Origin of the sequence: Lysinibacillus sp. UBA6686, assembly GCF_002455205.1 — a bacterium.
Taxonomy (GTDB): Bacteria; Bacillota; Bacilli; order Bacillales_A; family Planococcaceae; genus Lysinibacillus; species Lysinibacillus pakistanensis.
In genome coordinates this window covers 67,074-89,566 of record NZ_DKJS01000036.1, presented here as the reverse complement: position 1 = coordinate 89,566, position 22,493 = coordinate 67,074, and the positions used below count along the sequence as shown (strand labels likewise).

The window sequence follows — 22,493 nt, the reverse complement described above, 5'->3', positions numbered from 1 at the left end:
AATTAAATCACTATACTACTTTATCACAATATTAAAAATAGTAGAATATTCATAAAATACAGAACTTTACTCATTGTATTGAAATGTAAAATGTCTTATGTTAAACTAGTACACATCATAAATTTAATATTTATATGCCTCATGTTAGTATTGAGGTAGAGGTCGCGGTATTTAGGAGTATGCTAATGGAAATGACAAGCATTGATGAGATTAGCTGAAAGGAAATACTGCCGAAGTGTGAGGGGACTTGAAAGCCTCATGCTGGGGCTGTCTCCGAAAGGAACAGAACTGTCACGTTTGAACAACGTGTTGTGCTATCATTTAGAAAAAACTGAGGATTAACTTAGCCATCACAGTGTTCATGTGATGGTATTTTTTTGCCTCTTATATTAGGAAGGAAGCTATATCGTGAGTGAGATAAAAGTGAATCAGCTCGGTCATAAAGCGCCAAAGCTGAAAAAAGAATTGAAAAGCCGTCATATTACAATGATTTCTTTAGGCGGTACAATTGGCACGGGGCTTTTTTTAGCCAGTGGTGGTGCCATTGCACAGGCAGGTCCTGGCGGTGCATTATTAGCCTATGCCCTAATTGGTATAATGGTGTACTTTTTAATGACAAGCCTAGGTGAGATGGCAGCCTATATGCCATCCTCAGGCTCGTTTAGTACGTATGCTACGAAATTTGTAGATCCAGCTTTAGGTTTTGCACTGGGCTGGAACTATTGGTATAACTGGGCAATCACAATTGCGGCAGAAATCGCAGCTGTATCATTAATTATGAAATATTGGTTCCCAGATAGTTCATCTGCAATTTGGACAGTATTATTTATTGCTGTTGTTTTAACCTTTAATTTATTATCTGTAAAAAGCTATGGGGAAAGTGAATATTGGTTTGCTATGATTAAGGTGGCAACTGTGATTGTGTTCATTATTATCAGCATATTAATGATTTTTGGTATTTTAGGTGGACAGGCACCTGTGGGCTTTACAAATTTCTTTATTAGTGACGGACCGTTTCATGGTGGTTTCCTTGCTACATTCGGTATTTTTCTTGCAGCGGGATTTTCATTTCAAGGAACAGAGCTTCTTGGGATTACAGCTGGTGAAACGGATGATCCTGGAAAAAGTATTCCGAAAGCTGTAAAATCTGTGTTCTGGCGTATTCTTTTATTTTATATTTTAGCGATTGGTGCGATTGGGATGTTGATTCCATTCACAGATGAGCGTTTATTATCAGAAGATATTGCTGTATCGCCATTTACACTAGTATTTGATCGCTTAGGCATTGCCTTTGCTGCTTCCTTAATGAATGCTATTATTTTAACGGCCATGCTATCAGCAGGAAATTCAGGGCTTTATGCCTCATCTCGTATGCTATGGCAATTAGCTGTGGATGGACATGCACCAAAGTTTTTCACAAAATTAAGCCGTCGCGGTATTCCAATCTATGCATTAATAGCCACATTAGCTGTAGGATGTCTTGCATTTTTAGCATCATTCTTTGGTGATGGAGTAGTTTATATTTGGCTTTTAAATGCCTCAGGAATGTCTGGCTTCATTGCTTGGCTTGGTATAGCATTTAGTCATTATCGATTCCGCCGGGCTTTCGAAGCGCAAGGCTTGGATCCACAATTGCTACCATATAAAGCAAAGCTATACCCATTTGGCCCGCTTTTCGCCTTTACGGTTTGTATGATTGTTGTCATTGGACAAAACTATTCAGCCTTTATTGGTGACAAAATTGACTGGTATGGTATTCTCGTTTCTTATATTGGTATTCCACTGTTTTTACTGCTATGGTTTGGCTACAAAATCAAACATAAAACAAAAATGCTTCCGCTAAAAGACTGTGATTTAAGAGTGGAGGATTAAATAATAGAGCTGTTCTGTAAACCATTGAATGATGGCTATGGGACAGCTTTTTTTATTTTTTAAAATGATGAAACAAAAAAATGATATATGGTAAATTATATATGATTGCTTCCATCTTGATATCATGTATTTTAAAGCAGTGACAGTAATAGCATAGGATTAAATTTATGGAGAGGAACATGAAAAGTGCAAAAGCGAATTTTACTAGTAGAAGATGATGAAGCCATTAGGGAAATGGTAGAAAGTTATTTAACGATGGAGGGATTCCTTGTTACTTCAGCAGTGAATGGAGAAGAGGCATTACAAAATTGTTTAAATAAACCCTTTGATTTAGTGATTTTAGATATTATGATACCGAAACTAAATGGATTAGAAGTTTTAAAGATAATACGAGAGCAGGCATCACTGCCGATTATCATTATGTCTGCGAAGGATAGCGATGTAGATAAAGCATTAGGGCTAGGATTAGGGGCAGATGATTATATTGCAAAGCCATTTTCAATGCTGGAATTTTCAGCACGTGTCAAAGCTGCCATTAGAAGGGCAACCAAATACGCCAATCAAATAGAGGAGAAGAAAGATTTAATAGAGATAGATAACCTAACAATCGACCTTATTAATTTTTCAGTAGAGAAGAGCGGACAACAAGTAAAGCTCACTTCAAAGGAATTTGCCATCTTAAAATTATTCGTGACAAATCGTAATCGCGTTTTTACAAAACAGCAAATTTATCAATTGATTTGGAATGACAATTACTATGGAGATGAAAATATTATTAATGTACATATAAGAAGATTGCGCGAAAAAATGGAAGATGATCCGTCCAACCCTCAATATATTAAAACGCTTTGGGGAATTGGCTATAAGTTTGAAGGATAAACAGATGGTTATATTTCTATTATTACTTATAGTGTTACTCATAGGAATTATTATGTTTCAAGTGAAAGCAAAAAAACAACAGAGCGCTACTATTCAGTACATGCATAGAAAACTGCAAGCAATCATTAATGAAGAAACAAGTGAAAAAATCTTAGTACCGACAGCTAATCAAGAAATACAGCAGCTACTTATTGTGTTGAATGCATTGCTAGATCACAATCAAAAAGTGCTGGCAACACATCGGAAAATGGAAAGCTCTATGAAAAAGATGCTGACAAATATTTCGCATGATCTTAAAACGCCATTAACGGTTGTCCTAGGCTATACTGAAATACTACAGCTTAATCACTCGATTAGTGCGGAGGAGCGGCAGCGATTATTAACTGGTGTTCATTCGAAAACATTGGAAGTATTAAAAATTATCCATACATTTTTTGACCTAGCAAAGTTGGAGGCTGGAGATACCAATTATCCAATGACAAAAATTAATATAAGTGAAATTTGCCGGAAAAATATTTTATCATTTTACGATATGGTTACATCTATGGGGTTAGAGATAGAGATTGTAATACCAGAGTCACCAATATATGCGCTAGGTAATGAAGAGGCATTAGATAGGGCTTTGAACAATTTATTGTCAAATGCTATTACTTATGGGGCAGGTGGCAATGTGATTGGACTGTCCGTAAGAAATGATGATACAAGTATTTATATTGATGTATGGGATCGGGGCAAGGGAATAGATGAATATCATATAGATAATGTCTTTGAAAGAATGTATACGCTTGAAGATTCCAGAAATAAAACCTTCCAAGGTAGCGGTCTTGGCTTAACGATCACTAAACGTCTTGTAGAACTAATGGATGGCTCTATTCAGCTCTCCAGTATCCCATATGAAAAGACTATTTTTACAATAACGTTAAAAAGAATGGTGTACTAAAACAGAAGGCTTGTAGAGCTTTAAACGCTTTACAGGCCTTTCTTCTGTACTTAAGAAATTTGTAAGAATCAATTAATAAATTAGAGAGCTTCATTTTTTATAATAAATTTAGTTACATTTGAGGGAGAGATTGACATGACATATATTGTGAAAACAAATCAACTTACCAAAGTGTTTGACGGAAAAGAAGTGGTTTCTGCTGTCAATATGCATGTGAAGAAGGGAGAGATTTATGGCTTCTTAGGTCCCAATGGTGCCGGAAAAACGACGGTAATGAAAATGCTAACGAACCTAACAAAGCCAACGAGTGGGGATATTGAAATCTTAGGTCAAAAATTGACAGACCAATCATACGAAGTGCTAAAAAGGTTGGGCACGATTATTGAATATCCCATTTTCTATGAAGATTTGACAGCAAAGGAAACCCTAGAATTACACTGCGAATACATGGGCTATTATGATAAGAAAGAAATTAGCCATGTTCTCGATTTAGTGAAATTAACAAATACAGAGGAGAAGCGTGTTAAAGACTTTTCTTTAGGAATGAAACAGCGGTTAGGCATTGCACGAGCTATTATTACGAAGCCAGAATTGCTTATTTTAGACGAGCCGATTAATGGACTAGATCCAGTGGGTATTAAAGAAATACGAGAGTTATTCAAAATGCTTTGTAAAGAGTATGGCATTACACTTATTGTTTCCAGCCACATCTTAGGGGAAATTGAACAACTAGCTGATACAATTGGCGTTATTAAGAATGGAAGATTGATCACGGAGGTTTCAATGGAAGCTGTGAATCGTAGTCAGGTAGATTATATAGAAGTGATTGTGAATGATGGGAAAAAGGCTGCCTTTATTTTAGAAAGTACATTAAATATTACTAATTTCAAACTAATAGATGACAATTGTATTCGTATATATGAATCGACAGCTTCACAAAAGGTATTATCAAAAACATTAATTGAACATGATATTGAAATCGAGGGGATTAGTAAAAAATCAAGCTCATTAGAGGATTATTTCTTAAAGTTAATCAATGGGGGTGTAGTTAATGCTTAACTTAATGCGTCTAGAGATGAAAAAATTTCATATAGGTTCCTATATAAAACGTGCTATCTTCGCAAATTTTGTGATATTAGCTATTATGTTTATGCTTTTATTCATCACAAAAATAGAAGGAGATGCTGTCTTTGAAAATTATCAGACTGTTCTTAGTATAATAGATTCTACTGTAAGGGCTGTATTTATTATCTTTGCAAGTGCATTAATCGCCAAACTTATTATTAGCGAATTTAAATACAAAACAATCACTTTAGCATTTATGTACCCAATAAATAGAAAGAAATTAATGGCTTCAAAATTGGCTATTATTGTTCTTTTTACCTTTAGTGCAATAATCGTATCAAACGTTTTTGTATCAGCAGTTTTTTGTACCATTATTAGTAATCTTCATTTGTTTTCAGATACATTAACAATTTCTGTAATCATTCAACGAATCCCTATTGTTATAATGAATGCCATTGCAGCATCCTGCATCGCATTGATCCCATTGTATTTTGGAATGAGAAAATACTCCATTCCAGTAACCATTATCTCATCCATTTTCATTGTATCAGTTGTATCTTCCAATACAGGGAACTTCTCGTTAAATGATATTATTTTTATACCAATTGTTTTAGCTATAATCGGTATAAGCGTGGCCTATGCATCGTTTCGAAAAATTGAGAAGATGGATATTTAAGCATCGCTTTGAATGTCTAAGACCACCCATAACGTAAAAGCCAGACGCAAAGATTTTTTGTGTCTGGCTTTTTTTAGCAAATATCGTTTTCTATAATAAAATGCACCTGTTGCAAAGGATATTGTTTTGCAAAAGAAACAACATTTTGGTATAGAACTAATGCTTTTCAGGAGGGAAATAAAGCTGTTAGAATATCCTGCGATAAAAAAAGATTTAATCCAACCCTCTGTTAGCGAAGCCAAATGCAGTATTTTTAATTTCTATATAGAGGTATGGTCGATATTATTTTTATGTTATTTCGATAGTATAATTCGATGATGTTTCACACGCTTATTTAAGTAGTGTGGATGTTGAGTGGGTACATATTTATAAAAGTTAATATCGAATTAATATAAAGTTAAGATTGTTTTTTGTTTCAATTTGTATACTGTCACTGGAGGTGCTCATGATGTGCGATAACATAGTTGAAACTGTTAATTTATGCAAAAAGTATAAAACGGCATATGCTGTAAATGATTTAAATATGCAAGTTAAGAAAGGGGAAATTTATGGTTTTTTAGGACCTAATGGTTCAGGAAAATCCACTTCTATAAAAATGTTATTAGGGTTAATAAAGGCTACATCTGGATCTGTTACTTTATTTGGAAAACAACTAGAAAGTGATAGAAATCAAATATTGAAAAAAGTAGGATCTTTGGTTGAATCCCCCTCTTATTATGGTCATCTAACGGGTTATGAAAATCTTAGAATTATACAACGTATGCTTAATGTATCAGAAAAGCGAATTGAAGAAGTATTAAATATTGTTAGATTAACAAAGGCTAAAAATAAATTAGTTAAACAATATTCTTTAGGAATGAAACAACGACTTGGAATTGCAATAGCACTTTTAGGAAAACCTGAATTACTTATTTTGGATGAACCTACAAATGGTTTAGATCCGGCAGGCATCCATGAAATTCGTGATTTAATTAAAAGTCTACCAGATTCTGATGGGATAACAATATTAATCTCTAGTCATTTACTTAGTGAAATTGATCAAATGGCTACACAGGTAGGAATTATTTCAGAAGGAAATTTAATTTTCCAAGATTCCATAGAGGTATTACGTAATAAGAGTGATTTACAGATTAAAGTACGTGTGGATAATGCTAGTAAAGCTAAACTTATATTGGAAAACAAATTCGATTACAATATTCAATTGGATAATAACAGTAATTTGATTTTAAACAAAACCGATGATAAGCATATTTCTTTGGTGAATAATATTTTGGTTGAGTCTGATCTTTCGGTATACAGAATTGAAGAAGTAAAGTCTACTCTTGAAGATGTCTTTCTTAACATTATTAAGGGGGAATATTCATGAGAGAAATCATAATAGGAGACAGGTTAAAGTTTAAACGATCGAAGTTATTGTTTATTGCTTCCATTTTTCCGTTATTTGTTTTTATTATGAACTTTTCTGATTTTTATTTTAGGCTTGATTTTAATAGGGATATAGCGAAAGAGTTACATACTAGTGAATGGTCTTTTCTTGTTATTAGTTGTCATTGGGGTATGTTCCTAATGGTTCCCTTAAGTATTGCCATATTTGCTTCTAAAATAGTCAATATTGAGCATGAAGCGAATACCTGGAAAATATTATTCGCTTTACCTATATCAAGATATTCTATATATTTATCAAAATTTATTTATTTACTTTTACTCTGTATGTTTTCAGCTACTTTTATTGTAGGGTCTATTCTTTTTATTGGTCTTTCTTTGGACTTTAATGGCCCAATACCATGGGGATTAATTTTAAAGCAAGCCTTTTACCCCTATATTGTATCTTTTCCATTAATGGCTTTTCAACTTTGGCTATCAATGGTTTGTAATAACCAAATAATCCCAATTTCTTTAGGGATAATATTCACACTTTCTGGATTTTTCCTACAGAATATAAAATGGTTATTTTGGGTATATCCAATTTGGGGGACACCTATCTTACCATCTGATAAATTTGACAAAGTAATTACTAATACAGATTTTTCATTTTTTTTCATTATGAGTTTTATTGTCGGCATACTCTTCTTAATAAGCGGTATGATTCACTTTAGTAAGAGAGAAATGAGATAGGATAGAGGGTGAATGGGATGATAAAGACAATGGTTTTTAATGAATATATGAAGTTAAGAAGACAGTGGCTTGGGGCAGTATTAATAATAATCCCACTTGTTAGTTGTTTGTTAGGTTATAATAATTTTTTTACTTATCAAGATATCTTAATGCAAAATGATGATAATGAATGGATAGAAGCATGGACACAAGCATCGCTATTTTATGGGATGATCATGTTACCTATACTATCAGGATTTTATTGTTCTTTAAGTTGTAGAAATGAAAATTCTGAAGGAGGTTGGAAGCTAATGTTGGCATTACCTCCCTCAAGGATAATAATCTATATAACTAAAATGATTATTATTTTATTTCTAGTGTTATTAACGCAACTGATTTTAATATCTGAGTTTGTTATCACAGGATTATTATTTGGACTCCAAGATACTATACCGTGGTTTTTCTTATTAAAGGTGTTTGGTCTCGGGTTCTTAGCAGTTTGTGCTTTAGTAGCTATTCAACTTTGGATGGCATCACAAATTAAGAGCTTTGTTACACCGATAGCAATAAATGTTGCACTTACTATGGTAGCGTTTATAGCAGCAGGGTCTGAATGGGGGAATTTTTATCCTTGGGCACAATCCACTCTTGCTATGTCTTCACCAGATGAAGTAGGAATCAGCTCTTTATTGTTCTTTTTATCAATAAATTTAGTGATATTTAGTCTAGCAACAATTTTAGGAGTAGTTACATTTGATAAAAAGGATATTAATTAAAACTATTTTTCTTTAACTTGAAAGGGGTATAAAAATGACAAAAAAAGCTTTTGTTACGAATATCATCTTAATGACTATTGCTGTACTAACTATGTTTTGGAATTATTTTCAGGCATCTGCGGTGTATAAAATGATTACAAATGATTTAGGGATAAAGACAATTGATTTTAATTTGTTAACTATAGGGTTCACCGATATGAATGGCTCCATACAGAACATATATAATTATCCTGTATTTATTTTAGGTTTAATAATGATTGTAAATATCTATTTCTTTTTTGTAAGTAAACGATCTGAGGAAAATACAATAGATATTTAACGTGGTGGTAGTAAAGAAGTATTGAAACTTATGGAAATGCTTCATTAGAGAACATTTCCATAAGTTTTGTATATACTTGAAGAAATTAGATAAAATCCAATTTAAAACTGATATGAATAACAGTACCTTTATTTAAAGCACTATCAACAGAAAGGGAACCTTGATGAGCTTCAATAAGTTGCTTAGCAATACTCATACCTAATCCTGTTCCTTCAGAAGGTATTGTGGTAGAAGTTCCTCTATAATATCGATTAAATAAATTTTTCTTAGTTTCGTTACTCATCCCTACGCCATTATCTGAAATGATAATTTCCAATTTATCACTTTTATTAATTGATATCACAATTTCAGTATCATTAGGATTATGAATGATAGCATTCATTAAAAGGTTATTTATAGCGCGTTTCAGCATCTGTTCATCGAAAGTAAAGGGCACGGTCTGAGTTATATTTATCCCGATTGAAATATTCTTTTGTTTAACAATTGGATTTTCTGTCATCTCCATGACCATGCCATGAATAAATTGAGAAATGTCTTGTTTTTTCAAATTTAAAGGGAATTGTCCATGATCAAAATGAAAAAGTGTATTGAGATCTTCAATTATTTTCTCCATATGAATGGCCTGTTTTTTTATTAGAGATGCGAACTCTTGCTTTTCTTGCTCACTCCATTCGTGTTCGGTAGAAGATAACATAAATGAGTATCCTTTAATGTAAGTAAGAGGCGTTTTTAAATCATGAGATATTCCTGCTGTCCACTCTTTTCTCATTTTTTCTAATTCTTTTTTTTCTAAGTCATTTCTTTTTAATATCTCTGTTAATGCACTAAGTTGAATAAATATATCCTGATAAAGACTAAATCTTGGTTTTTTATTTTGTCCAATATTTGTTCTTCTTCTCTTTCTATTAGGTTCTTGATAGGCACCCTTTGATAATAAGAGTATCCATTCTAATATGTAAAAAAAATCGGAACCTATCCACCAACCATAAAGCAAACAGAATACTATTATTGCTAGATAAGGTAGAATAGGCAATAATTTTTGATTTACAATATATGTAGCAATATTCTCATCAGAAGTACACCAAATAATTAAATAATTTAAAGCAGTTGAAAGTAGTACAATCATACATAAAACAAAAATGCCCAAGATAATCAGGCTCCCAAGAAAATGTAGAGATAATTTTATTTTTACTTTCATATGTCCCTCATTTTTGGAGGGATAAATTTATAACCAATGTTCCTCATATTCACAATTATTTTTGGTTTTTTTACATCTTCCTCGATTTTTTTTCTAAGTCGTAGGATATGAACCATGACTGTATTTCGATCATTTAAGCCTGTTGATTGCTGCCATATCTGTTCATATAACTGTTCAGCTGAAAAAATTTGATTGGGGTTTGCACAAAAAAAAGATAATAGTTCAAACTCCTTTGCAGGACAGATTATTTTCTTTCCATTTACAAATAGTTCGCCCGTTTTTTTTGATAGACTAAGGTAGCCATAATCGTATTGATCTAACATTTTATTTTGTGATCGTAGCTGTAAATTGTGACGACGTAAGTGAATTTTAATACGTGCTACTACTTCAAGTGGATTAAATGGTTTAGTAATATAATCGTCTCCACCTATGTTTAAACCAGTTAATTTATCAATATCTGACGTGCGTGCACTTATAAATAAAATTGGAACATCACTTATTCTTCTAATTTCTTGACAAATTCGAAATCCGTCTATATCTGGAAGCATAATATCTAGGACAATTAAGGAATAATCAAAATTATTTAGTTTTTCAAGTGCTTGTTTGCCGGTTATGGCAAAATCAATTTCTGTAATGCCTTCCTTTTGTAGCATTACACTTAACATATCTATTAAACCTTCTTCATCATCAACTATTAATATTGGATACATGTTTTTATCACCTAAGTTTTTACCTTTTAATTTAATTTAGTATTTCTTCTTTGTTAATATAGGGGGAATTAAACATTCTGATTAATTTTATTTATTCTAGGATAGTTTCGATAATAGTTCTTACATATAGTTTTTACTTTTGATTTAGATATATTAGCTATGAAACTTCGATGGTTCGAACGATTTTTTGAGAATGTTGTTGAATTTTAACTGAATCTATTAATCCTTAATATTTATTTTTAACACAGTTTATTTAATTATTCCAATATTTATATTAATATACAAATTTTTATGGTTAATGATCTTAAGCTTAACAGGTAAAAATCGTTTTTATATAATTGGCAGCGCTTATGTTGGGGATCATTTGGCACCATATGTCAAGCCTGAGATGCTCCTTAACCCAGATACTTAATTTTATGATTGAAAAAAGACGCAAGAGCAAATGGTTACTGGGTTACATTGGAATTAATAAGATTTTCTGTGTTTTTTGAGTACAGTTGTTTCGAAAAATTGAGAAGAACTCTGAAAGTCTAAGACCACCCATAACGTAAAAGCCAGACACAAAGATTATTGTGTCTGGCTTTTTTTAACCAAATATCGTTTCCCATAATAAATAAATATTTAAAACAACGACAATGACAACTACAAACCAACCTAAAATGGTTGTTATACGATGGTTGACAAGGCTCCCCATGATGTCCCGTTTACTTGTAAACATAACAAGAGGAACAAGAGCGAATGCAATACCAAAGGATAAAACAACCTGACTAAGAACCAGCGCATAGGTTGCATTGACACCAGAGGCAATGATTACTAGTGGAGGTAGCATAGTAATCGCTCTACGTAAATAAAGTGGTATCTTTCTACGAATGAATCCTTGCATGACCACATCACCCGCTAATGTCCCTACAGAGGAACTGGCTAGCCCTGCAATGAGTAAACCAAGGCCAAAGGAAACGGCTGCCATTGGACCGAGAGCATCCTTTAATCCATTGTAAGCTACATCTAAATCTTCCACTATCACGCCTTGTGTGTGAAATACTGCTGCGGCAATAATGAGCATACTCATATTGATCGCTCCAGCAATAATCATGGCGATGATAATATCAATAAATTCAAAGCGGAAAATGCGTCTTTTTTCATTTTCATTACGACCAATAATACGACTTTGTGTTAATGAAGAATGTAAGTAAATAGCATGAGGCATAACAGTTGCTCCTAAAATACCTGTAGCTAGTATTAAGGAGTCTACCCCATCAAAATGTGGCGTGAACATGCCGATTGTTACCTCGCCCCAATCTGGCTGTGCTAAAAATGTCTGGAAGGCAAATGCCAATACAACGATTAAAACCATGCCAGAAATACCTGCCTCAAAGGCTCTAAATCCTCTTCTTTGAAGTTCTAAGATAGCAAATGAACCAACTGCTGTAATTAATGCTGCTGGGAGCATAGGAATATTAAATAGCAAATAAAGACCTAATGCTGCACCGATAAATTCGGCAAGGTCAGTCGCAATGATGACTAATTCTGCCTGTATCCATAAAAAAATAGATGTTTTTTTAGAAAAATGCTCACGCGCCACCTCGGGTAGATTTTTCCCAGTTGCAATCCCAAGCTTTGCAGATAAGGATTGAATTAACACAGCCATTAAATTAGAGAAGGCAATCACCCAAAGCAGTAAGTAACCATATTGAGAGCCAGCTGTAATATTAGTGGCAAAATTGCCAGGATCAATATAGGCGACGGCTGCAATAAAAGCAGGTCCAAGAAACGGTAAAAAGCGTCGCCAACCTTTTATATCTCCATCTAAAACCGCCTCGGCAGACGATTTTGTGACTTGTTTGTAAACCATATTGTTCCCTCGTTTCAAAAAATATCATAAACGAAATAAAGTTTCCTATAGGAAAATAAGATATTAGTATTCTAACGCTAGGCTTAAAAAATGTGAAGTGGTTTGCCTCAACTTTTATAATATAAGTATGCGTAATTTAAAAGAAGTGATAATGAAGTAAATAATTGGGAAAAATAACTGGCAGGAAAATTTAAAAATATATCGAACTAAAGAATAATGAAGAAGGGAGGGTAAAGGGATGGACATGGTATGGGTAAATTCTAAGGTAACAATCCCACGTACAGTACCAAATGCTATTGAGAGAAAGAAATTGTTTACGATTCTCGCTAACAACCAAATGAAGAAATTAACTGTTATTCAAGCACCAGCAGGATATGGAAAGACAACTCTTCTATGTCAGTGGTTGAGGCATATTGATGAATCTGTAGCATGGTTCACGATTGATCGAAATGATAATGAGCCTAGACGATTTTTTAAATATTTAATACATACCTTATCTGTAAGTACATTAAATGATTTAGAACAAAAATTAAGCCATTTACTTGATGAAATACCCTCCTTTGAGACTATAGTAGATACACTGTTAAATGAACTGGATACATATAAAGAAAAAATTCATATTGTATTTGATAATTTTCAAGTCATCCAACATCCTCAAATTCATCAGATCTTCATCCGATTAATCGAGTATTTACCAGTCAATGTACGGATATATATCACGACTCGAACTAATTTAGAACTACCGCTAGCAAATTGGCGTGTTAAAGGCTGGATGCTAGAAGTAGGAAGCAGACAATTATGCTTTGATTTAGAGGAGCTGCAATATTCTTACTTCAATTCTTTTTCGAATGATGAGCAGGTTGGAGCATTAAAGCCTTTGCTAAAGATAACTGAGGGCTGGGTAGCGGGGATTCAGCTTATCAAAATATCAACAGGAAATGTAGATAATCTCAACAGCAAAGAACTATTATTGAAAGCTGGTCCATATATCCATGAATTTTTCATGCAAGAGATTCTTAGTTCATTGCCCTCATCAATACAGGATTTTCTAATTCGAACGTCCATATTAAATCATTTAGAGCCGGATGTTTGCATAACTATAACAAATAAATTAGATAGTTTAACTACCCTTGAGGATTTAAATCAAAAGGGTTTGTTTATTGAATGTATACAGACAGATCCTCCTGTTTATCGTTACCATACTTTATTTAGGTATGCACTACAGGATGAGCTTAAAAGGCAGTATTCATACGAGATGATTAATTCTATTTATTGCGAAGCAGCCACAAATTTATGCGATAGAGGAGATTATGTAGCTGCAATTGAGCTTGCCCTAAATGGGGAACTATATGAACTTGCGCATGAGTGGATTCAAAAGTATTTGGTGGAAATATTTGCTGAAGGACATACATTATCATTTGGACAATGGATACAGATATTAAGAAATGTACAGTACTCTGTAGACATTAACATGCTTGTGCTATATATCACTACGTTGTTTTCTATGCATGAAATAGAGAAGGCTTATGAAATTATTGAGGAGCTGCTTTTTAAACAAGATGCATCTAAATGGATGGATGGATTTAAGTTTATTGCTGTATCAAAAATCTTTGAGATTATTAATGCCTATGTTACCTATATGAAGGATGGAGATCTTGAAAAAGCTAAAGTAGGTCTACAAACGCAAGTAAATGTAAGAAAGGAAAAATCATCCCTCTATCATATTTCATTAAAATATAATCAATTTGAGCCAAGAATTTTGCGTACTATTGCAGGCTCAAAGGGTAAATTTTTACCTATTGAAAAGATAGATGCCCTTATTCATGTGCTGTGTGAAAGTGAAATAAAGGATCGAAATATTACAGGGGTTACCTACGGGCTATTGGCAGAAGTATTGTATGAAGTAAATGATTTAGCTCGAGCTAGCAAGGAGTTGGAAATAGCCTTACAATATGGGTTGCGTTTTCAAGATCCAGGATTATTTATACCCATGTATCTTTTAAAGGCTCGTATTTATTTAACTAGAAAACAATTTGAAGAGGCACATTTATTGCTGATTAAAGCAATGAAGGAGACGGATAAGCCTTATTGGATTGGTGTACTGCATATTATGAAAGCACAGGCTTATTTATTGGAAGGGAATATTTCATATGCACAACAAGAGTTTTTTAGGGTCACTGATTTTATCAATTATCGAATTGCATCTAAAAATCCATTTTATTTATTAGTTCAGGGTAGAATACTCTATGCTAAACATCAAATAGAGGAAGCGTTGCAAATTGCTATTCGGTTGAAAGAGGGGGCAATTCAAGAAAAGCAAGTTGTTACGTTTATTGAAGCAGGTTTACTAGAAGCTACATGCCATTTTGAGCTAGAAAAAGAGGAGTCTGCGTTAACCGTTTTACATGATACCCTTGAACAGGGGGCTTTGTATGGTTATTGTCGTACATTTTTGGAAGAAAAGTACGCATTACCATTGCTTCAAAAATACTGGCGTATACGTCAACATAGTAAGCGACATATATTTAATTCAGTGCCATTAGCTTATGTAAATAAACTATTACAAAAAAACTACTTAGTGGATGAATTTTTAGATAGCTTTACATCTAGAGAAAAGGATGTTTTACAATTACTTGCGGAAGGTGCATCCAATTATGAGATTGCTCAGCAACTACAACTTACAGAGGGAACCATTCGCGTCTATTTGACAGAGATTTACGGTAAGATAGGTGTAAAATCACGTATGAAGGCAATTCTTTGGGCTAAACAATGGTTAGGCTATTAAAGCAGTAAAGCGGAAGGAGGTTAAAAGATGCCAAATATTTTATTAGCCTCAAAAACAACTGTACCAAAAATAAACGAGCAAATTATTGCACGAAATCGTTTAACAGCCATTTTTCAACAGACTGCTGCAAAGTTAATTGTAGTACAGGCGCCAGCAGGATATGGAAAAACAACCTTGTTAAGTAGCTGGTTTCATCAACTTGATAAAAAAGTTGCTTGGTATACAGTTGACCAAACAGATAATGATCCGATTCGCTATTGGAAATATTTCATTCATTCTATTGGCCATTCCTTACAGCCAGAAGCAGCAGCTCGGATTAATGCCATACTACATGCTCAGCCACAGCTACCACTTGAATATTTAGTAGACGCCCTATTAAATGAAATATCATTGTCTACTGAACAAATTCACATTATGATTGATGATTATCATCATATTTATAATGCAGCTATTCATCAAATGATGACTCGTCTTATTGATTTCTTACCAGAACAGTGCTTTATTTACATGGCAAGTAGATCGACTATTTCATTACCTGTTGCAAGATGGAGGTTAAATCATTACTTGCTTGAAATTGGTGTAGAGGATTTACTTTTTACGTATGAAGAAGCGAGGGAATTTTATAAAAAGGTAAATATACAATTGGATGCTAAGGAGCTACAAAAAGTTTTTAATGTAACAGAGGGTTGGGCTACAGGTTTGCAATTAACTAATTTAGCAAGATTTCGAAATGTTGGTGACGAACCATTTAGAGAAAGTAATTCTAATGCAGCGCAATATTTAATGAAAGAGGTTGTTACCAAACTTACTCCATCTCTCCAAACATTTCTTCTGTATACTTCATTTTTGGAACAACTAACTCCTGAGACATGTAATGTTCTAACGAATCAAACGAATGCTCAACAAGTTTTGTTAGAGCTTGAGAAACAAGGATTATTTATTAGTAGAGTTGAAACGGAAGATCAGGTTTATCGATACCATAATTTATTAAGAGAAACATTACGTCAAGAATTGAATCATCGATTTTCTCAGAATGATATTTTGGATTTAAATAAAAAAGCTGCTGTTGCGTTATATCATAATAGGAATTTTTTATCGGCCATAGAGCTTGCATTAAGTGGTGGGTTATTTACCTGTGCTGAGCAATGGATTCATGAACATATTGTCATGTTTCTTTCCTGTGGGCATTCAACATCTTATATAAATTGGATTAATATTTTATTGACGAATGGTTATGAGGTACATCCAGAATTGATGGTCATGTACGCCTATACACTTGCTGCATTACACAATCTAGAGGATGCATCTCATATACTACTTGAGCTAGAACAAAAGCATGAGGTAAATCAGTGGATGGATAAAGCCGAATATGCGTCTGCTGTAGATGACTTTTTAGGTGTGAAAGCCTATGTTTTTGTTATGAAAAACGGCAATCTTGCAAAAGGGGCAGAATATATTCGGCAAAGGTTGGAGAGAAAACCTGTAGGATCGAAGTGGGATGCTATTTTTATTCAATACAATCAAAAAGAGCATATGCTGTTTCGGACGAATATTGGCTCCAAAGGAAAACTGCTTTCAGATGAACAGGCTATGTCCTTTTTTGCAAGGTTTAGAACAGGTGAATTTAAGAATTTAAGCATGACTGGCTATAGCTATGGAATGCGCGCAGAAAAATTATATGAGTGGAATCGCTTTGATGAGCTACCAACAGAATTAGAGGAGGCTTTACGTTCTGGTCATCAATTCCAAGATGCAGGATTATTAGTGCCGATGTACATTCTAAAAAGTAAAGTTGCTGCTTTAGAAAATCAGTTTATAGTGGCTCAGGCCGTGTTAGATCATGCAATGGAGAATGTAAGTGAACATCATTGGATGAATGCAATAAGAGTAATGAAGGTACTATTATTTTTACGTGATCATAATATTGTCCAAGCAGAACAGGAGCTAGCTAAGATCAAAGAAAATGCTGATATGGATTCTCCATTTTATTCACTAGTAAAAGCTCGTTATTTACTTATGAAGGGTCACCTTCTAGAAGCACAGCAACTTATCCTACAGGTGCAATTACAGGCAGAACAACAAGGGCAGCTATCCACTCGAATTGAAGCAACCATTTTATTAGCTATATGCTTGGCAGAGCTAGAACAAACAGATGAGGCACTGTTGGCATTCCATCAAGCCTTAAAATTCGCTGAGCCATATAACTATACACGAACCTTTTTGGATGAGTGCAATATTTGTTCTCTATTAGAAAATTACATTGATGCTCGACAGAAAGCCTCTAAAGGTGAATGGGATGAGGTCTCCATTAACTATGCTTATCAATTGCTAGAGTGTGCTAATGAACATAAACAAGTACCAGCATTAGAGATTCTTTCTGCGCGCGAACAAGAAATATTTTCACTACTTTCAGCGGGTGCCTCTAATAAGGAAATAGCAGAGCAACTATTTTTATCTGAAGGTACCATACGTGTCTATCTATCAGCCATTTATAGTAAGCTAGGCGTTAAAAATAGAGCGCAGGCATTATTATTAAAACAGCCCTAATAATACAATCCGCTATCCTTTTTGATAGTGGATTTTTTCTTGGTTAGGGAGCTATTAACATTCCTCAATACTAAAAGTAAATTTTTATCTTTAAGATAAGAAAGAGTTATGTCATTACAAGAAAAGCCTGTTAACTTGCTCGAAATATGGCAGTGCAAATTCACATTGAGCTGTATACTTCTTACCCTTTAAAATCCGCAAAAGACAATAAATTATTTAAAAAGCTATAGGAGGAGTGAGGAATAATGAAAAAAATCTCAAGCATCGTAATCATATTCATACTATTTCTTTTCCAATGGGGACAACTCCTGACCTTTTATGCTAATGAGCTTCATGAAACAGAGGATAGAAGCGGAAGTATTCAACGATTTTCCTGAAAATCATCTATACTTTGAGGAAATCTGTAAAGTGCAACAAGCAGGACTGTTTATGGGAATTGATAGTAACTTCCAACCAAAAGCTTACATGACCCGTGCTCAAATGGCGAAAGAATTAGTATTGGCTTTGAATTTGACTTCAACTTCAATAGAAAGGGATACATTTTATGATGTACCAATGACACATTGGGCACATGACTATATTTCCATTCTAGCAGCCAACGGTATTACAACAGGAGATAATGGTAGCTTTAGACCGAATAATCCTATAACACGAGCAGAGTTTGCAGTACTTTTACACCGAGCTTTAAATAATTAAATTTAAATACTCATCAATGGCTAAAAATCGTTGATGAGTTTCTTTGTTTAGCAAACTATTAACATTGCTCAATAGTTTTAAAAAAAGTAACTCTTTATCATGAAGATATATCTTTTGCTATATGAAAAGGAGGATTTAAATGAAAGGACTGCAGGTTGGATTACTTTTCACAGTTATCTATTTTATTTTTATAGTAAATCCCATATCTGCTCATGCGAATGAAGCAGATTATGTCTGGACAAATAATAAGGATGGGACAGTGAAGATTAAAGATTATATTGGTACGAATACGTCAATAATCATACCTAATGAGCTAGGGGGAAAGGTAGTTACTGAAATAGGTATGGCAGCATTTGGTGAAAAAAATCTTACGCAGGTTGTTATTCCAGACAGCGTCCTAAAAATTGGGGATTTTGCATTTGCAGAGAATCAATTAACATATGTAGAACTATCTAATAATCTCACAAGTATAGGTGAAGGTGTATTCTATATGAACAAGCTTACCAATATAGAAATACCGGATAATGTGACAGAAATTGGCCTATATGCATTTTTAGACAATGAGCTTTCTACTGTAAAGTTACCAAATGCGCTTAAGATAATTAGTGATTACGCATTTACAGGGAATCAGTTAACAAGCATAGAGCTACCGCAAACTTTAAAGACTATAGGAGAAATGGCATTTTCGGAAAATCAGCTTACCTCTTTAGAGATTCCACCTAGTGTCACAAGCATAGGACCATATGCATTTGCCACGAACCAACTTTTGAATGTGACAATTCCATTAAGCATAACAAACTTAGCAGAGGGTGTATTTCATGATAATCAACTCACTAGTATAGAAATACCGAGTAATGTCACGAATATTGGTAGGTGGGCATTTGGTGAAAATAGGCTAAGTAGTTTGGAAATCCCTAAGAATGTCATTACTGTTGAAGATAATGCTTTTAATGATAATCAGCTTATAAAAGTAAGAGTATTATCAGATGCTACCGTTCTTTTAGAAGACACTTTTAAGGCGAATCCAGTAGATTTAACTATATATGGTCATGATGCATCAACGGCTCAAGCATATGCAAATCAATACAATCATTTATTTGAACTGCTTACTTATAAGGTAATCTATAATGACAATGGCTCAGTACAAGGAAATATTCCAGTGGATGCGAATATGTACCAAAGAAATTCAAAAGCAACTGTTCTGGATAATGTAGGTGCATTAGAGAAGACTGGCTATTTATTTAATGGCTGGAACAGCACTGCTAATGGGGATGGTGTAAATTATGCAGTAAATAGCATAATTGATATTGGGGAATCAGATATTACGTTGTATGCGAAATGGACACCGAATGTATATACCGTGACATTTAATACAGATGGTGGCACAACAATAGACCCGGTTACAATCATGTATGATAAGGAGCTTATCCAACCAGCAGACCCAACAAAAGTGGGCCATACATTTGTGGGATGGTATGTCGATGATACATTAAATACGCCATGGGATTTTGCAGCAGACCGGATAACAGGGGATCTAACATTATATGCAAAATGGACAGCTATAGGATATACTGTCTTCTTTGAAACAAATGGAGGAACAGCTATTTCTCCTGTTACAGTATTGTATAATGAGCAAATGAGCGAGCCAACAGCCCCGACGAAAGCAGTTCATACATTTGCGGGATGGTTTAAGGATGAAACACTGACTAAGCCATGGAGCTTTGATACAGATAAAGTCGCAGAGAATATGACTTTGTATGCAAAGTGGGAAATAGAACAACTACAATATACAGTGAACTTTGATACAAATGGTGGAAGTGCAGTTCCATCCCAACGTATTGCTGGCAATGCCACAGCAACTGAACCAATGAACCCGATAAAAGCAGACTTTACATTTGCAGGTTGGTATAAGGATGCTAATTTAACTTTACCGTGGAATTTTAGCAAAGATAAAGTAACTAGCAATATCACTTTGTATGCTAAATGGCTAGTAAATGGTTCATCAGGTGGCGGAGGGTATAGTCCAAATCCTACACCTAATCCAACTCCAATTCCAACACCAGAAGAACCAACACAAAAACCGACTCCAGAGCAACCCAAGCCTGAAAAACCAGATTCTGTGCCAGTAAAGCCGGTTGAACCTAAGCCAACACCTCAACCAGAAGAAGACAGCACTTTCTCAGATGTCCCTAAGGATCACTGGGCATGGACAATGATTCAGACCATGGCTAAACAAGGCGTAATTACAGGGTATTCAGATGGCACATTTAAGCCTAATGCTCCTGTTCAGCGTCAGCATGTTGCCCTGATGCTAGCAAGGGCAATGGAGCTAGAGCCGAAAAAAGAAGCGTTGGCATTTAATGATATCTCTGCGACTCATCCATACGCTGAGGTTATCCAGCGAGTACAACAGGCAAGGCTATTTGACGGAGTGAATGGAAACTTTAATCCTACAGCCAATATGACACGCGCTCAGATGGCAAAAATATTGGTGCTAGCATTTCATTTAACGTCAACGGAAAAAGAGACATTTCATGATGTCCCAGCAACGCATTGGGCATATGATTATATTGCAATTCTTGCAGCCAACGGTATTGCATTAGGAGATAATGGCTACTTTAGGCCAGAAGATCCTGTGACACGTGCGCAGTTTGCAGCATTCTTATATAGAGCTCTTTATAAATAAAGAAAACTTCCATTGATGGTAATTAAACTATTGATGGAAGTTTTTTGTATTTGAAAAAAATATTAACATTCCTCAATGGTAGAAGTAAATTATTATCTTTAAGATGAGGAAGATATAGAAAGGAGAGTTTATATGAAAACTAAAAGTATAAAATATGGGATACTTTTTACGTTATTTTTCATCATGATGATAATAAAAATACCCTTTACTTATGCTAATGAAGGGGAATATGAGTTTGATGATAATCCTGATGGATCAGTAACAATAAAGGCTTATACTGGTACTGGTGGAACCGTCGTGATTCCTGATCAATTGAGTGGTAAAGTGGTAACAGGAATAGATTCTTGGGTGTTTAATAATAAGAAACTGACAAGTATAACAATACCAGAAACGGTAACAACTATTGGAGCTTACGCTTTTTATCAAAATCAACTAACAAGTGTAACACTCCCGAGTGGTATAACAAGTATTAGTGATGGGGCATTCTCTTTAAATCAACTAACAAATGTGACGCTCCCTAATAATCTAATCAATATAGGTTCCTATGCATTTTCTGGAAATTTATTAGAACACATAGGTATCCCTAATAGTGTTATCAATATAGGAAATCATGCTTTTTCTAATAATGATATTGTGAGCGTGAAAATCCCAAATGGTATGGAAATAATAGGGGAAAGTGCATTTGCAGGGAACGATATAGAAAGTATAGATATCCCAGAAAGTATGAAGATAATTGGAGCTGAAGCATTTTCTCATAACTATTTAAAAATTATTCGTATACATTCTAAGGATATAGAAATTGGTGATGATGTTTTTATAGGACATCATCCTGATATGATTATTTATGCTCCAAATTCTTCTACTGCAAAAGAGTATGCAGAAAAGTCGAATATAAAGTTCCAAGTGCTCAAATTTACTGTACTGTTTGAAACAAATGGTGGGACAAGTATTGATTCTCAGGAGATTGAATTAAATAAAAAAGTGAATCAACCTAATAATTCTGTAAAACTGGGCTACGCGTTTGAAGGCTGGTACAAAGACACATCATTTATTGAACTTTGGCAATTTCATTCTGACTTTGTTACTGCCGATACAACGCTGTATGCCAAATGGACAAGTAAACCAGATGTTGAGGTATTATTTGAGTCAAACGATGGATCAGTTGTGGCACCAGAACATATTAGATATAACGACATGTTACCTGAACCAAGCAATCCGACAAAGGCGAATTTTATTTTTGAAGGCTGGTATAAGGATGCTGACCTTACAGAAAAATGGGATTTTGCCACGGATAGAGTTCAAGCTAACATCATTTTATATGCTAAATGGGGGATAAAAGAACACACGTTGTCCTTTGTATCCAATGGTGGAACAGAAGTCTCCCCACAGACAATCGCC

At 34.3% G+C, this 22,493-nt stretch carries 17 protein-coding genes and 1 riboswitch; of the genes, 14 read left to right on the top strand and 3 right to left on the bottom strand.

The window, feature by feature from the left end; all coding sequences use genetic code 11:
* Positions 1 to 148: 148 nt before the first annotated feature.
* A riboswitch (Lysine riboswitch) is annotated at positions 149 to 325 on the top strand.
* An 83-nt stretch (positions 326 to 408) separates the two neighbouring features.
* From B2R82_RS09085 to B2R82_RS09045, 9 genes are all read left to right on the top strand, one after another.
* Positions 409 to 1,872: an amino acid permease gene (locus tag B2R82_RS09085; protein WP_286924549.1), complete on the top strand. Its 1,464-nt coding sequence runs from the start codon at positions 409 to 411 to the stop codon at positions 1,870 to 1,872.
* A 186-nt stretch (positions 1,873 to 2,058) separates the two neighbouring features.
* Positions 2,059 to 2,751 carry a response regulator transcription factor gene (locus tag B2R82_RS09080; RefSeq protein ID WP_286924548.1) on the top strand — a complete coding sequence of 231 codons (693 nt, stop codon included), beginning with the start codon at positions 2,059 to 2,061 and terminating at the stop codon, positions 2,749 to 2,751.
* A 4-nt stretch (positions 2,752 to 2,755) separates the two neighbouring features.
* The gene (locus tag B2R82_RS09075) at positions 2,756 to 3,691 is read left to right on the top strand and encodes a sensor histidine kinase (protein WP_286924547.1); all 936 of its coding nucleotides are present in this window, start codon (positions 2,756 to 2,758) and stop codon (positions 3,689 to 3,691) included.
* A 135-nt stretch (positions 3,692 to 3,826) separates the two neighbouring features.
* Entirely contained in the window at positions 3,827 to 4,750 is a 924-nt protein-coding gene (locus B2R82_RS09070) for an ABC transporter ATP-binding protein (RefSeq protein ID WP_286924546.1), read from the top strand.
* Positions 4,743 to 5,432 carry an ABC transporter permease gene (locus tag B2R82_RS09065; protein WP_286924545.1) on the top strand — a complete coding sequence of 230 codons (690 nt, stop codon included), beginning with the start codon at positions 4,743 to 4,745 and terminating at the stop codon, positions 5,430 to 5,432. Before B2R82_RS09070 ends, B2R82_RS09065 begins: the two co-directional genes overlap by 8 nt.
* Before the next feature lie 448 nt (positions 5,433 to 5,880).
* The gene (locus B2R82_RS09060) at positions 5,881 to 6,798 is read left to right on the top strand and encodes an ABC transporter ATP-binding protein (RefSeq protein ID WP_286924544.1); all 918 of its coding nucleotides are present in this window, start codon (positions 5,881 to 5,883) and stop codon (positions 6,796 to 6,798) included.
* Entirely contained in the window at positions 6,795 to 7,547 is a 753-nt protein-coding gene (locus B2R82_RS09055) for an ABC transporter permease (RefSeq protein WP_286924543.1), read from the top strand. Before B2R82_RS09060 ends, B2R82_RS09055 begins: the two co-directional genes overlap by 4 nt.
* Before the next feature lie 17 nt (positions 7,548 to 7,564).
* Entirely contained in the window at positions 7,565 to 8,302 is a 738-nt protein-coding gene (locus tag B2R82_RS09050; protein WP_286924542.1) for an ABC transporter permease, read from the top strand.
* 34 nt (positions 8,303 to 8,336) lie between these two features.
* Positions 8,337 to 8,621: a hypothetical protein gene (locus B2R82_RS09045; protein ID WP_286924541.1), complete on the top strand. Its 285-nt coding sequence runs from the start codon at positions 8,337 to 8,339 to the stop codon at positions 8,619 to 8,621.
* Between the two features lie 85 nt (positions 8,622 to 8,706).
* Here the strand turns inward: B2R82_RS09045 and B2R82_RS09040 are convergent, their stop codons facing one another.
* From B2R82_RS09040 to B2R82_RS09030, 3 genes are all read right to left on the bottom strand, one after another.
* Positions 8,707 to 9,819: a sensor histidine kinase gene (locus tag B2R82_RS09040; protein WP_286924540.1), complete on the bottom strand. Its 1,113-nt coding sequence runs from the start codon at positions 9,817 to 9,819 to the stop codon at positions 8,707 to 8,709.
* Positions 9,816 to 10,529, bottom strand: coding sequence for a response regulator transcription factor (locus B2R82_RS09035; protein WP_286924539.1), 714 nt, complete (start codon positions 10,527 to 10,529; stop codon positions 9,816 to 9,818). Before B2R82_RS09035 ends, B2R82_RS09040 begins: the two co-directional genes overlap by 4 nt.
* 586 nt (positions 10,530 to 11,115) lie before the next feature.
* Entirely contained in the window at positions 11,116 to 12,381 is a 1,266-nt protein-coding gene (locus tag B2R82_RS09030) for an Nramp family divalent metal transporter (protein WP_286924538.1), read from the bottom strand.
* Positions 12,382 to 12,619: 238 nt separating this feature from the next.
* Here B2R82_RS09030 and B2R82_RS09025 point away from each other — a divergent pair, with 238 nt between their 5' ends.
* From B2R82_RS09025 to B2R82_RS09005, 5 genes are all read left to right on the top strand, one after another.
* Positions 12,620 to 15,166 carry a LuxR C-terminal-related transcriptional regulator gene (locus tag B2R82_RS09025; protein WP_286924537.1) on the top strand — a complete coding sequence of 849 codons (2,547 nt, stop codon included), beginning with the start codon at positions 12,620 to 12,622 and terminating at the stop codon, positions 15,164 to 15,166.
* 27 nt (positions 15,167 to 15,193) lie between these two features.
* The gene (locus B2R82_RS09020) at positions 15,194 to 17,713 is read left to right on the top strand and encodes a LuxR C-terminal-related transcriptional regulator (RefSeq protein WP_286924536.1); all 2,520 of its coding nucleotides are present in this window, start codon (positions 15,194 to 15,196) and stop codon (positions 17,711 to 17,713) included.
* Positions 17,714 to 18,046: 333 nt separating this feature from the next.
* Positions 18,047 to 18,409: an S-layer homology domain-containing protein gene (locus tag B2R82_RS09015; protein ID WP_286924535.1), complete on the top strand. Its 363-nt coding sequence runs from the start codon at positions 18,047 to 18,049 to the stop codon at positions 18,407 to 18,409.
* 139 nt (positions 18,410 to 18,548) lie between these two features.
* Positions 18,549 to 21,095 carry an InlB B-repeat-containing protein gene (locus tag B2R82_RS09010; RefSeq protein ID WP_286924534.1) on the top strand — a complete coding sequence of 849 codons (2,547 nt, stop codon included), beginning with the start codon at positions 18,549 to 18,551 and terminating at the stop codon, positions 21,093 to 21,095.
* 132 nt (positions 21,096 to 21,227) lie between these two features.
* A partial coding sequence (locus B2R82_RS09005) for a leucine-rich repeat protein (RefSeq protein ID WP_286924533.1) occupies positions 21,228 to 22,493 on the top strand: 1,266 nt, incomplete at its 3' end.